Origin of the sequence: Streptomyces cadmiisoli, assembly GCF_003261055.1 — a bacterium.
In the GTDB taxonomy this organism is placed as follows: Bacteria; Actinomycetota; Actinomycetes; order Streptomycetales; family Streptomycetaceae; genus Streptomyces; species Streptomyces cadmiisoli.
On sequence record NZ_CP030073.1, the window covers coordinates 3715378 to 3728569 of the forward strand.

12 protein-coding genes are annotated in these 13192 nt (G+C 72.2%); 3 read left to right on the plus strand and 9 right to left on the minus strand.

The window, feature by feature from the left end:
* Positions 1 to 78: 78 nt before the first annotated feature.
* The 4 genes from DN051_RS15720 to DN051_RS15735 all read right to left on the minus strand — a co-directional run bounded on the left by DN051_RS15720 (position 79) and on the right by DN051_RS15735 (position 4253).
* On the minus strand, positions 79 to 771 hold the full coding sequence (locus DN051_RS15720; RefSeq protein WP_053763848.1) for an ABC transporter ATP-binding protein: 693 nt from the start codon (positions 769 to 771) through the stop codon (positions 79 to 81).
* A 49-nt stretch (positions 772 to 820) separates the two neighbouring features.
* Positions 821 to 2287 carry an ABC transporter permease gene (locus tag DN051_RS15725; protein ID WP_112438937.1) on the minus strand — a complete coding sequence of 489 codons (1467 nt, stop codon included), beginning with the start codon at positions 2285 to 2287 and terminating at the stop codon, positions 821 to 823.
* A 133-nt stretch (positions 2288 to 2420) separates the two neighbouring features.
* Entirely contained in the window at positions 2421 to 3683 is a 1263-nt protein-coding gene (locus DN051_RS15730) for a L,D-transpeptidase (protein ID WP_053763850.1), read from the minus strand.
* A 207-nt stretch (positions 3684 to 3890) separates the two neighbouring features.
* Positions 3891 to 4253 carry a hypothetical protein gene (locus DN051_RS15735; RefSeq protein ID WP_053763851.1) on the minus strand — a complete coding sequence of 121 codons (363 nt, stop codon included), beginning with the start codon at positions 4251 to 4253 and terminating at the stop codon, positions 3891 to 3893.
* 109 nt (positions 4254 to 4362) lie between these two features.
* Between DN051_RS15735 and DN051_RS15740 the strand changes: the two genes are divergently transcribed.
* Entirely contained in the window at positions 4363 to 4665 is a 303-nt protein-coding gene (locus DN051_RS15740; RefSeq protein ID WP_079002119.1) for a hypothetical protein, read from the plus strand.
* Positions 4666 to 4710: 45 nt separating this feature from the next.
* Complete coding sequence (locus tag DN051_RS15745) at positions 4711 to 5517, plus strand: hypothetical protein (RefSeq protein ID WP_112438938.1); 807 nt, start codon at positions 4711 to 4713, stop codon at positions 5515 to 5517.
* 123 nt (positions 5518 to 5640) lie between these two features.
* Here the strand turns inward: DN051_RS15745 and hutH are convergent, their stop codons facing one another.
* The 3 genes from hutH to DN051_RS15760 all read right to left on the minus strand — a co-directional run bounded on the left by hutH (position 5641) and on the right by DN051_RS15760 (position 9336).
* The gene (hutH, locus tag DN051_RS15750; protein WP_053763854.1) at positions 5641 to 7197 is read right to left on the minus strand and encodes a histidine ammonia-lyase; all 1557 of its coding nucleotides are present in this window, start codon (positions 7195 to 7197) and stop codon (positions 5641 to 5643) included.
* A gap of 88 nt (positions 7198 to 7285) precedes the next feature.
* Positions 7286 to 8428, minus strand: coding sequence for a GGDEF domain-containing protein (locus tag DN051_RS15755; protein WP_053763855.1), 1143 nt, complete (start codon positions 8426 to 8428; stop codon positions 7286 to 7288).
* A gap of 107 nt (positions 8429 to 8535) precedes the next feature.
* Positions 8536 to 9336 (minus strand): enoyl-CoA hydratase/isomerase family protein, encoded by an 801-nt coding sequence (locus DN051_RS15760; RefSeq protein ID WP_112438939.1) that lies wholly within the window; start codon positions 9334 to 9336, stop codon positions 8536 to 8538.
* A gap of 203 nt (positions 9337 to 9539) precedes the next feature.
* Between DN051_RS15760 and DN051_RS45075 the strand changes: the two genes are divergently transcribed.
* Positions 9540 to 10787 carry a hypothetical protein gene (locus DN051_RS45075; RefSeq protein ID WP_162624942.1) on the plus strand — a complete coding sequence of 416 codons (1248 nt, stop codon included), beginning with the start codon at positions 9540 to 9542 and terminating at the stop codon, positions 10785 to 10787.
* 118 nt (positions 10788 to 10905) lie between these two features.
* Here DN051_RS45075 and DN051_RS15770 read toward each other — a convergent pair whose 3' ends face one another.
* Both DN051_RS15770 and DN051_RS15775 read right to left on the minus strand, forming a co-directional pair.
* Entirely contained in the window at positions 10906 to 12066 is a 1161-nt protein-coding gene (locus DN051_RS15770; RefSeq protein WP_053763858.1) for an adenylate/guanylate cyclase domain-containing protein, read from the minus strand.
* A 196-nt stretch (positions 12067 to 12262) separates the two neighbouring features.
* Positions 12263 to 13129, minus strand: a complete 867-nt coding sequence (locus tag DN051_RS15775; protein WP_053763859.1) for a biotin--[acetyl-CoA-carboxylase] ligase — start codon at positions 13127 to 13129, stop codon at positions 12263 to 12265.
* Positions 13130 to 13192 lie beyond the last annotated feature (63 nt).

Sequence of the window (13192 nt, forward strand, 5' to 3'; positions counted from 1 at the left end):
GGTGATCACCCACCTCAAGGGAGGTCTCTGTCACGAGTTCGCTATAGACCGCCCCCGGTCGGGGCCGGTCGAGCCCGGTCAGGACCGTTCGGTCGCCGCGTTCTCCTTCACGCTGATCCGGCCCTTGCGGATCGTCGCCAGCCGGGGGGCCTTGCGGGCGATGGCGGAGTCATGGGTGACCATGACGAAGGTCAGCCCGAGCTCCTTCCACATGCGTTCCAGCACCTCCATGATCTCGTCGCGCATCGACTCGTCGAGGTTTCCGGTGGGTTCGTCGGCGAGCAGCACCTTCGGCTGCTTCACCAGGGCCCGCGCGATCGCCACGCGTTGCTGCTGACCGCCGGACATCTCCCCGGGCAGATGTCCGAGCCGTTCACCGAGTCCGACCGACTTCAGCGCCTCCGCGGCCCTTTCGCGCCGCTCCTTTCCCTTCAGGCCGAGCGGCACGAGGGCGGTCTCCACGTTCTCCTGGGCGGTGAGCGTCGGGATCAGGTTGAAGCTCTGGAAGACGAAGCCGATGTTCTCGCTGCGCACCCTGGTGAGCCTGGCCTCGGGCAGCCGGGCCAGATCGGTGCCGTCGAGGACGACCTCACCGGAGGTCGGCCGGTCCAGGCCGCCGAGCATCTGCAGCAGCGTGGACTTGCCACCGCCGGTGGGTCCTTGGATGACCAGGCGGTCGCCGTCGGCGATGGTCAGATCGATGCCGTCGAGGGCGTGGACGGTTTCCTTGCCGCGCGTGTAGCGCTTGGTGACGGCCTTGAGTTCGTACATGGCTGGCAACTCCTGGAAAAAAGGTGGGGGTGGGACGGTCGGGTCTCGGTCACTCGACCCGGCGCAGCGCGTCGGCCGGCCGCAGCCGCGACGCCCGCCATCCACCGAACGCACCCGCGACCAGGCCGCCGGTGACCGCGAGACCGACCGCGAGGACGATCGTGGTGACGCTGACCGGCGCGGTGAGCGCGACGTCGAGGGTGCGGGAGGCCGCCTCACGCGCGGGCCCGCCGGCGAAGCCGCCGCCCCCCGGGCCGCCGCCCATGCCGCCCATGCCGCCGCCCCCGCCGCCGAGTTCGGCCTCCAGGGTCGGGCTGACCGCGGTCACGGCGTACGCGCCCGCCAGTCCGATCGCGATGCCCAGCGCTCCGCCCAGCAGACCGTGCACGACGGCCTCGCCGACCACCTGCCGGGTCACCCGCCCCGACCGCCAGCCCAGCGCCTTGAGCGTGCCGAACTCCCGCACCCGCCGCGACACCGCCGACGACGTCAGCAGCCCGGCGACCAGGAACGCCGCCACCAGCACCACGATCGACAGCCACTTGCCGACGGTGGTGGCGAGGTCGGACGCGGTGGACAGGGAGCCGGAGACGGTGTCCGCGAGGTCGGCGGAGGTGGTCACGGTCGTGCCGGAGATGTTCTTCTGGATGGCCGACTTGACGCCGTCGATGCGCTGCGAGTCGGTGGCCTGGACATAGATCGTGGTGATCTTGCCCTTGGAGTCGCTGAGGGTCTGGGCCTGCTTCAGCGGGATGTAGAGGTTGGCCGCCGCGTCGCCGCTCTCCGGCGTGGCGATACCGATGACCTCGTACTTGACGCCCTTGACGGTGACGGTGTCGCCGACGGCGAGCTTCTTCTCCTTGGCGTAGGCCGCGTCGGCGACGACGACCTCGGCGTCGGTCTCCGACGACTTGAAGGTGCGGCCGCTGGTGATCTTCGAGGAGGTCAGCGGGCCGAGTGCGGGCTCGGTGACGTCGGTGCCGTAGACGGAGTAGCTGTTGACGTCGAAGTCGGCGCCGCCGCCCTCGACCCGGCCCTCCGGCTGACCGTTGCCGCCGCCGGGGCCGCCGGGCATCGCGCCGCCGTCCTGCTGGAACCGGCCGCGGGTGAACTCTCCGCTGACCTTGACGACCTGGAGGCTCAGCCCGCCCACCGCGTCGGACACGCCGTCCTGCGCGGCGACCTTGCCCACGGTCGAGTCGGCCAGGGTCTCGAAGCCCTGGACCATGACCTGGTCGTTGCTCTGCTCGTCGTCGGATTCGCTGTCCCGCGCGTCGAACCGGAAGCGGGGCCCCTGCCGCGCGCCGTCCTCCTCGGCGGCACGGGCCTTGGTGACGGTCATGTCGGTGCCGAGCCCGTACAGGGACTCCAGGACCTTGTCCTGGGCCTTGCCCATGCCGGACGACACGGAGGTGACCACGATGACGAGCGCGATGCCCAGCGCGAGTCCGGAGGCGACGACGACGGCCGCCTTTCTGCGGCGGCGCAGCTCGCGCCTCAGGTAGGTGAAGAACATGCGCCGCAAGTTATGGAGGCACCGTGATGACGGCATAAGGCCGCCATAAGAGAAGGATGAGAAGGTCGGGCCGGGGCCCGGAAAGCACGAATGCCGCCCCGGGAGGCGGCATTCGCGGTGCGTCGAGGGGGCGTCAGGCGGCGGAGCCCGCCTTCCAGTCGGCCCAGCTCATGTTCCAGCCGTTGAGGCCGTTGTCCGGGGCGATGGTCTTGTCGCCGGTGTTCTGGACGACCACGACGTCACCGATGACCGAGTTGTCGAAGAACCAGGATCCCGGCGTGTTGGGGTCGTTGGCGCCCTTGGTGTCCGACAGGCCGACGCAGCCGTGGCTGGTGTTGACGCTGCCGAAGATGGACTTGGCACCCCAGTAGTTGCCGTGGATGAAGGTGCCGGAGGTCGACAGGCGCATGGCGTGCGGCACGTCCTTGATGTCGTACTCGCCCTTGCCGTCGTCGTCGGTGAAGCCGACCGTCGCACCGTTCATCCGGGTCTCCTTGAACTTCTCGGAGATCACCATCTGGCCCTCGTACGTCTTGTTCTCGGGGGCGCCGGCGGAGATCGGGATGGTCTTGACGACCTTGCCGTCCTGCGTGACCTTCATCTGCTTGGTCTGCGCGTCGACGTAGGAGACCTGGTTGCGGCCGATGGTGAAGGAGACCGTCTTCTGCTGGACGCCGTAGACGCCCTCTGCGCCCTCGACACCGTCGAGCGCCAGCTTCAGCGTGACGGTGGAGCCTTCCTTCCAGTACGCCTCGGGGCGGCAGTCCATCCGGTTGGCGTTGAACCAGTGGCAGGCCACCTCCTGGCCGCTGCTGGTGCTGACCGTGACGCCCTTCTGGACCTCGGCCTTGTTGGTGATCGCCTTGTCGAAGTTGATCGAGACCGGCATGCCCACGCCGACGGTGGTGCCGTCGTCCGGCGTGAAGTTGCCTATGAAGCTGTTGTCCGGGGAGACGGTGGTGAACGAGGCGTTCTCGTGGGCCTCGCGGCCCTTGGCGTCCTCCGCGGTCACCGCGATCTTGTAGGTGGTGGCCCGCTCCAGCTGGCCGGTGGGCTTCCAACTGGCCTTGTCGGCGGATATCTCGCCCTCGACGGCGGTGCCGTCGGAGGTGGTCATCTTCACCTCGGTGAGCGTGCCCTTGCCCACGGTGACGGCGGCGGAGTTGTTGATGGAGGCGTTGGCCGAGCCGTCCTTCGGCGTGATCTTGATCTGGGCCTCGGAGCTCTTCTGCGCCGCCGCCTCGTCGACCTTGGCCTGCGAGGTGTCGTTGCCGTCGTCTCCGGAAGCCTCGCTGCCGCCGGAGCACGCCGAGAGCACCAGCACACCGCCGAGCAGTACGGACGCGGCCCGCAGGCCCTTGCGCCGCTTACTGTTCGTTATCACACGCTTCTCCATCGTCGCCGATTCCCCAAAACCCCAAGAATCCCCGTTAAGAACTTTCAACGCTACGACCGGTTCGTCCCGTTCCACATTCCTCGAATGTGTGGGGCACACCACTTTCACCCTGTGACGAGTGGTGCGGGTGTCGGTCCGTGCGCCACTTGAGACGAGAAAACCCCGGGCAGCGGTTGCCGCCCGGGGTCAGGTTTTCCCCGGACCGCGTCAGCCGACCCGTTCCTCCGCGCCGCCCTGTTCGTCTTCCCGGTCGTCGGCCACATCATCCTCGTCGAGGTCCCAGTCGGGCGAGTCCGGGTCGTAGTCGACCGGTTCGCTGCTCCAGGAGGCCTGTTGCAGCTCGATCCCCGGCACCTGTCCGACCAGGTCGAAGGGGTCCACCAGGTAGGCGAGGGCCTCCGCCGTGTCTTCCGTCACAGCGCTCTCGGCGTGCACCCGCTCCTGCGCCGGCAGCTCCGGGTCGTCGGTGATCCGCCGCAGCGCGGCCCCGGTCACCGCCTCCTCGTCGTGGATCTCGATGACGACTTCCACTCGAAGCCGTACAAAACGTGATGTCTCTGGAGTGCTCATGCCCGGAGAGTACGGCCCCGGGCCCCCGCGACTTTCCCACGACCCGCGGCTTTCACTAGCATCGCTCCACACGGCCAATTCGCCAGCGTCACAAGGGGATCGATATTCCGTGTCATCCGCTCGTCGTCCGTTGCTGACCGCCACCGCCGCGGGCACCCTGCTGGGCGCCCTGTGGTTCGTCCCGTCCGCGAACGCGACGGGGGACGAGCCGGGGAGAGAACGGCCCTCGGTGACCCGGACGACGCAGGCCAGGTTCGCCACCACGGCGATCGGCACGGAGACCGACGGCACCCGGCTGGCCGACACGGGCAGCTTCGACAGCACCCCGTACGTCGTCGGCGGTTCGTTCTGCCTGGCCCTGGGCGCCGGATTCGTCGTCTACTCGGTGCGCCGGGAGCGTCTGGGCTTCTGAAAAGGGGTTTGACGTGTCCTCGACCCCGGCGTCATAGTCCCGATCATGAAGAGATCATCGGGTGCGCGGTGGAGCGCCACGGTCGCCGTGAGCGCGCTGTCGCTCGCCCTCATCACGGGCTGTGCCGAGGCCGGCTCGGACGACTCCGGGGATTCCAAGGGATCCGGCTCGGGCTCGTCGGCCGCCGCGAAGGCCCTGAGCGCCACAGAACTGAAGAAGCTGATCATCGCCGAGGGCGATGTCGAGGGGTACAAGGTCGAGGCCACCGACGCCTCTTTCCCCAAGGCCAAGAGCGAGGTGAAGGTCGACAAGGCGGAGTGCGAGCCGCTCGCCTTCGCCATGGCCGGGCTCGCGCCGGGTGACTCGTCCGCCGAGGCGAGCAGCCAGGCCACCGAGGAGAAGAAGCCGTCGGACACCGCCTCCGACTCCCTGGAGGACCTGGCGTCGGGTGAGATGGAGGACGCCCTCACCGACGCCATGAGCGTCAGGATGACCGTCGTGGGCCTGTCCTCCTACGAGGGCGACGGCGCCGAGAAGACGTTCAAGTCCGTGTCCGACGCGGTCGCGGGCTGCGCCGGCGGCTTCACCGTCGCCGCGCAGGGCGAGGAGCAGAAGCTCACCGGGATCGCCTCGGTGAAGGCCTCCGGCACCGGCGACGAGTCGGTGCGGTTCTCCTCCACCGCCCCGACGGAGGAGTCGGGTGGCGAGCCGGTCAAGGTGCTCACCGAGGTGGTGCGGCACGGCGGCACCATCGCCACGTACTACTCCGTCGACCTCGGCTCGATGCTCACGGGTGAGGACCCCCGGATGCCGACGCCGGTCATCGAGGCCCAGGCCGCCAAGCTGAAGTGACCCACCGGGGCCCCGCCGTCGTCGTACGGAGGGGCCCCGTGCGTGTTCCCGCAAGGGGCCGGTGCCGGTCACCGCGCGGCGCCGGGGCCGGCCGCGGTCACCGCGGCCGGCCCCGGGCCACGGTCACTGCAGCGGGCCGGTGACCGCCTCCGCCGCAGCGACCAGCCGTCCCTCGCGTACGAAGACGTCCGCCGCCGCGAGGTCGGGCGCCAGGAAGCGGTCCGGTCCCGGGCCCGCCACCCCCGCCGCGCGCACCGCGTCGATGACCGCCCGCGAGGCCGGGGCCGGCTCCAGCCCTTCGCGCAGTTCTATGGCGCGGGTCGCGGCGTACAGTTCGACGGCGATCACCCGCGCGAGGCTGTCCACGGCCGTGCGCAGCTTGCGTGCCGCGGACCAGCCCATCGAGACATGGTCCTCCTGCATCGCCGAGGACGGGATCGAGTCCACCGACGCCGGTACGGCGAGCCGCTTCATCTCGCTGACCAGCGCGGCCTGCGTGTACTGGGCGATCATCAGCCCGCTGTCCACCCCGGCGTCGTCCGCGAGGAACGGCGGCAGTCCGTGGCTGCGGTTCTTGTCCAGCAGCCGGTCCGTACGGCGCTCGGCGATCGACGCGAGGTCGGCGGCGGCGATGGCGAGGAAGTCCAGGACGTAGGCGACCGGGGCGCCGTGGAAGTTGCCGTTCGACTCGACCCGTCCGCCCCCGGTGCCGAAGCCGTCGAGGAGGACGACGGGGTTGTCCACCGCGGCGGCCAGTTCGCGGTCGGCGACCAGGCGGGCGTGGGCCAGCGTGTCCCGTCCGGCACCGGCCACCTGCGGGGCGCACCGCACGGAGTAGGCGTCCTGGACCCGGGGCGCGTCGTCCTGGTGATGACCGGTCAGGCCCGAACCCTTCAGCACGGCCAGCATGTTGGCGGCGCTGGCGCCCTGGCCGGGGTGCGGGCGGATGGCGTGCAGTTCGGGGGCGAGCACCCGGTCCGTGCCGAGCAGGGCCTCCAGCGAAAGGGCCGCGGTGACGTCGGCGGACTTGTAGAGGGTGTCCAGGTCGGCGAGGGCCATCAGCAGCATGCCGAGCATGCCGTCGGTGCCGTTGAGGAGGGCGAGGCCCTCCTTCTCACGGAGTTCGACGGGTTCGATGCCGTGCGCGGCGAGGAGTTCGGCGGCCGGGCGCACGGTCCCGTCGGGTCCCTCCGCGTCGCCCTCGCCCATCAGCGTCAGGGCGCAGTGGGACAGCGGCGCGAGGTCGCCGGAGCAGCCCAGCGAGCCGTACTCGTGCACGACCGGGGTGATACCGGCGTTCAGCACGTCGGCCATGGTCTGCGCGACCCCGGGCCGCACACCGGTGTGCCCGGAGCAGACCGTCTTCAGCCGCAGGAACATCAGGGCCCGTACGACCTCCCGCTCGACGCGCGGGCCCATGCCGGCGGCGTGCGAGCGGACGATGTTGCGCTGGAGCAGGGTGCGGAGCTCATGGCCGATGTGCCGGGTCGCCAGGGCGCCGAAGCCGGTGGAAACGCCGTAGACCGGTTCCGGCTTGGCCGCCAGCGCCTCCACGACCTCCCGCGCCGCGGTGAGGGCGGCGACCGCCTCGTCGGAGAGCTCGACCCGGGCGCCCGCGCGGGCCACGGCGAGTACATCGGACGCGGTGACCCCGGACGTCCCCACCACCACAGTGTGCATATCCATATTCAGGAACGTACACAGTGAATTCGAAGATGTCACGAGTGGATGCGCGACGTGCCCCTTACCGCTGTGACGGCGGCGGTGTTCACGGGCGGCCGCGGAAGCGGCGCCGCTCCGGGGCGTGCTCGTCGGAGGGGGCGTCGGCGAGACGCACCACCGGGTCGTCGGGTCCCTCGCGGCCGGCCACGACCGCACGGGCGGCGCGCACCCCCTTGGCCCGGTACTGGGCGGCGTCCGCGAGCCGGAACAGCCTGCGGGCGGAGCGGACCGCGCCGATCGGGTCCCCGGTGGAGGCGACGCCGCAGGCGACACCGTCGCCCAGTTCCAGCTCTGCGGCCCGGCGGCACAGTTCGTCGGCCACCTTGACCACGTCGTTTGCGGACGGCCCGACCGCCAGCAGACAGAACTCGTCGCCGCCGAGGCGGGCCGCCAGCGTGCCCGGGAGCATCGCCCCGCACAGCGACAGCACGGAGCCGAACCGTTCCAGGAGCCGGTCGCCGACCGCGTGCCCGCGGGTGTCGTTGACCCGCTTCAACCCGTTGAGGTCGCAGACGACGAGGCTGACGACGACGCCCTCGGCGCGGTGCCGTTCGACGGCCCGGTCCAGGTGCACATCGACGGCCCGGCGGTTGGCGAGCCCGGTGAGGGAGTCGGTGAAGGCCAGCCGCCGGGCCTCCTCCAGTTGCTCGGTCTGCGCGATTCCGGCGGACACCACGGCGGCCAGCACCGTGGCGAAGTCGGCGTCCGCCCGGTCGAGGACGGCCGCGCCGACCGGACGCGCGACATACAACTCGCCCCAGGCCCGGCCGTGCAGCACGACGGGCGCGACCACGCAGCTGCTGCGGCCCCGGCGGCGCAGCGCGGCGACCCGCTGGTGGCAGTACCCGGCACGGCCGGCCGTGGCACCGTCGGCGGTCTCGACCCACGCGTCGGGCTCGCCGCCGCCCGCCCACCGCTCGTGCAGGAACTCGGTGATCTCGGCGAACTGGTTGACCGGATAGGTCTCGTCGTCCGGGAACTCGTCCTCGTCAGGTGCCCGCTCGCCCACGTTCACCAGGACCCGGAGGCGACCGAGGTCCCGCTCCCACACCGACAGCGCGGCGAAGCTCCCGTCCAGCGCCCGGCACGCCCCGAGCGCCGCGGCCCGCCAGGAATCGCGCGGGGTGTGCGCCGCGGCCATGCCCTGAGCCAGCGCCACGACGGCCGCGAGTCGGTCATCCTCACCCATCACTCCAGGCTAGGGATGTTTGAGGCGATTCGGGATGTTTGCGGAGCGCTGGGGTGACCACGCGGCGACCGAGCGCCCGCACCCCTCCTACGAGCGGTGCGGCCGCCTCACTCCCCCGGCCACTGGGGCCGCCGCTTCTCGTTGAACGCCGCCACCCCCTCCGCGCGGTCCCCCGAGAACGCCACCGAGCGCCAGGCCGCGTCCTCCACCTCCAGTCCGGCCCGCAGGTCCAGCCCGTGCCCCAGCCGCAGCGCCCGCTTGGCGGCCCGCAGACCGACCGGCGAGTTCGCGGCGATCCGGGACCCCAGCGCCAGCGCCTCCTCCCGGTCGCGCCCCTCGTCCACCAGAACGTCCACCAGGCCCAGCTCCCGCGCCTCGGCGGCCTCCACCCGGCGCGCGGTGAAGATCAGCTCGGCGGCGCGGGCGGCCCCCACCCGCCGGGGCAGCAACTGCGTACCGCCACCGCCCGGGATCACCCCCACGGACACCTCCGGCAGCCCGACCACGGCCGTACGGTCCGCGACGATCACGTCGCAGGCCAGCGCCAGCTCGAAGCCGCCGCCGAGCGCGAAGCCGTGCACGGCCGCGACCGTCGGCACCGGCAGCTCCAGCACGCCGGTGTACGCCCCGCGCGCGACCGGCCGCTGCCGCACCAGCTCGGCGTCGCTGAAGGAGTTGCGCTCCTTGAGGTCCGCCCCGACGCAGAACGCCCGCTCGTGCGTGGACGTCACGACCACCACACGTACGTCACGGTCCTCGCCCAGCGCGGCACACGCGTCGGCGACGGATCTGGCCATCTCGGTCGAGACGGCGTTCATCGCCTTGGGCCGGTCCAGGGCCAGCTCCGCGACATACCCCTGCTCATGCCGCCTGACCAGCACGAACTCCCCGAACCGCTCCTCGCTCACGACACCCTCCCGGTTAACGTGGGTTAACAACGCCGATCCCGATCATCGCAGCCCCGCGCGCACGGGGAAAGGGCGGACGCCCCGCGGCCCGACACCCCGTTCGAGTGACATCCGCGCGACTCCCGCCCGCTTGTTCACGGGAGCGCATAGCGTGCGCACCGCCGAGGCGCATCGGGGGCGCGACGGCATCGGGAGGGATCGCCATGACGACCGACACGACGAACACCTCGGCGAGGAACCGGCCCACGCGGGAGCGGCGGGGCGAGGGGCAGGGCGCGGACGGCGCGGAGCGGGGTGACCGGCGGACCGCGGAGCGTGCCGGGGAAGGGGTCGCGGAACGAGGCACCGCGCGGGCCACGGAACGGGGCGATCAGCAGGGCGCCCAGCGGGCCGAGAAGCACGGCCGGACGCAGGGCCGGAAACAGGGCGGGGAACGGACGGCGGCACGAACGGCGGCGCGAACCGGGGAACGGACGGCGGCACGAACGGCGGCGCGAACCGGGGAGCGGGGCGAGGAACGGACCGCGGAGCGGAACCCGGAGAAGGGCGTCCAGCGGGCCGGGAAACGAACCGCGGACCAGACCACCCGGCGGACCGAGACACCGGCCGAGAAGCAGACCGAGAAGCAGGCCGCGAAGCCGATCGAGGCACCGGCCAGGAAACAGGCCGCCGAACCGGGCGAGGCACGGGCCGCCAGATCGGCCAAGGCACGGCCCGAGAAGCAAGCCGCGAAACCGGCCGGGACACGGATCGAAAAGCAGGCCGCCAAACCGGCCGAGAAGCCGCTCAAGGCTCAGGCTCACGCCCACACCGAGAAGCCGGCCGAGGCGCGGGGCGAGAAGCGGACCGGTGCCGAAGGTGAGGGTGCGGCCCTCGCCGGTTCGTGGCCGTGGGGCGCTCGGGGCCGGCACCGGCGGCCCCGCCCCCGCAAGATCCTGTTCGCCGTCGGCGCTCTCGCGCTGGCCGCGGGCGCGCTGGGCCTCGTACGTCTGGTGTCGCAGCCCGCGCCCGACACGCCCGGCATCGCTCTGGCGGAGCCCGGTCCGGACCGGGTGACCGGAACGTCCCCGGCGACCGACCGGCCCGGCAGCGCCCGGCACGTTCCCGACGCGGGCCCGTCGGCGAGCGTCCCGCCGGGCACGGCCGGCATCACGCCGGCCACCGGTACGGGCCCGGACCCGCTCCTGTCCGCGACCACGTCGTCGACCCACCCGGCCATCGTCCCCACCGGCACACTCCCACCGGCCCTCCATACCCCCGGCGCTCCGCCTCCCGGCACCACGGCCGCACCCCGGCCTCCGGAGACCACGGGCCCCGCTCCGCGACCGACCCCCACGCCCAAGCCCACGCCGCCCCCGCCGAACACGCCGCCCCCGGCACCCCCGGCATCGGACCGTCCGGGAATCTGCGTACCGATCATCAACCTCTGCCTGGGCGGATCGGGCGACTGACCCGAACCGAACACCCCGCACGCCGCCCCGACGACCGGCCCGGGACCAAGACCCACCGCACGCCCCGGCACCCCGCCCCCGCCCCCGCCGAACAGACGAGCCCCCGACTGCCGCCGGTCTAGGCGGTCCCCTCGCGCCGGGTGAGCAGCCAGGGTTCGACCACTCCGAGGCCGCGGACCGGGCGCTGCCACATCGGCTGGAGCGCGAAGCGGTACGTCGGCGGCTCCTCGCCCTCCTTCTCCGCGGCGGCGGCGGCCTCCGCGGCCTCCGCCTCGGAGGCGGGCGCCTCCCCCGTGCGGATCAGCTCCTCGGCGAACGCGCTGTCGACCAGGACGGCGTCACGCGGAGCTATCGACGTCAGCCGTGAGGCCAGGTTCACCGTCGTACCGAAGACGTCACCCATACGGGTCGTCACGGTGCCGAAGGCTATGCCTACGCGCAGCTCCGGCATCGTGTCGTCGTTCGCCATCGTCTCCACGAGCAGCAGCGCGATCTCCGCGGCGACGCCCGCGTCGTCGGCGGCGTACAGCACCTCGTCGCCGAGGGTCTTCACGAGCCGTCCGCCGCGCGCGGCGACCAGGTCGGCGGCCGTCGTCTCGAAGGCCTCGACGAGTTCGCCGAGTTCCTCCTCCTCCAGGCGGCGGGTCAGCCGCGTGAACCCGACGAGGTCGGCGAAGCCGACGGCCAGCCGGCGGTCCACCATCTCCTCGTCGTCGGCGGCCTGGATGACGCGTCCGGCGGAGGCGGCGAGCTGGCGCCGCCAGACGTAGACGAGGAACTCCTCCAGCTCGGGCAGGAGCAGCTCGATGATCGGGTACGTCACCTCGGTGCGGGTCATACCGGGCTCGGGGGGCTCGGTCAGGCCCTCCAGGAAGGAGTCGATCTGCCACTCGGCCAGGCGGGCCGTGGTCTGCCCGGTGGACCGGGCCACCTGGACGGCCATCGCCTCGCTCAGCAGCCCCGCCTCGACGAGACCGGCGAGTCGGCGCAGCGCCAGCACGTCGGCCTCGGTGAGCGCCTTCGCCTGCCCGATGTCGGCGAAGCCCATCGCCCGCCAGAAGCGGGAGGCCAGCTCCATGGAGACACCGGCGCTGCGGGCCGCCTGGAAGGGGGTGTAGCGCCGTTCGGCGCCGAGGATGAGCGCTTCGAGGCGCAGCGCGAGGGGGTCCTCGCCGGAATCGGCGTCATGGGCGTCCCCCCGCTCGAACGAAGCCGAGGGTCGGGGCGGATCCACTCGGCCGTGCGCGTCCGTGCCGGAGCCCGTGTCGTCGACGCTCACGCCTGTTGCCCTTCCGATCTGCCGCGGTCAGGTATCGACCGGCCCCAACTTTACGTCAGCTGTGGGCCAGCTCACTCTTCGCGGGTCTGCGCAGCCCGCGGGCAGGTTGCACCCCCGATCCGTCGCCTGCGCGGGCGGGCGCGTCCCCGGGCGCGGGCGGCCGTGACCGTGCGGTCCCGGCGCCGGCCGTCCGGTCTCAGGCCGGCCTCAGGTGCACGATGTCCCCCGCTCCCACCGGCTCCTGCACTCCCTCCTGCGTCGCCAGCACCAGCCGTCCGTCCCCGTCGATCGCCACCGCCTCGCCGGTGATCGACCGATCTCCCGGCAGTTCGGCGCGTACCTCTCTTCCCAGCGTGGCGCACCCGGCCGCATACGTCTCCTGCAGCCCGCTGACCATGGGATCGCCCCCTGCGGCCCGCCACCGTCCGTACCAGTCCTCCAGCGCGCGCAGCACGGCCCTGAGCAGGGGATCGCGGTCGGTGCTCGACGCCCCGGCCAGCGCCAGCGAACCCGCGGCCGGCACCGGCAGTTCCGGCTCGCGCAGCGTCACGTTGATGCCGACGCCGATCACCACACCGTCCTCGCCGGCCCGCTCCGCCAGGATGCCGCCGGCCTTGCGCTCCTCGCCCCCGACGCCGACCAGGAGGTCGTTGGGCCACTTGAGTGCCGTGTCGACGCCCGCCGCCCGGGACAGTGCCGTCGCCACCGCGACGCCGGTGAGCAGGGGCAGCCAGCCCCAGCGGGCGACCGGGATCTCGGCGGGGCGCAGCAGGACGGAGAAGAACAGGCCGGAGCGGGCGGGGGCCGTCCACTGCCGGTCGAGCCGGCCGCGGGCCGCGGTCTGCTCCTCGGCGACCAGTACGGTGCCCTCGTCGGCCGTGCCCGCGACCGCGCGGGCCACCAGGTCGGTGTTGGTGGAGCCGGTGTGCTGCACCACCTCCAGCTCCGTCCACAGGCCGTCCCCGCGCAGCAGGGCGCGACGCAGGGCCGTCGCGTTGAGGGGCGGCCGGTCCAGGTCGGACCACCTGCTGTCATTCGGCTCTTGTGCATCTTGCGGCGTCATGCAAGCCACCCTAGGTGTGGTAAACGCCGCACTGCCGATCGGTAGGCCCCCCACTACTCTACG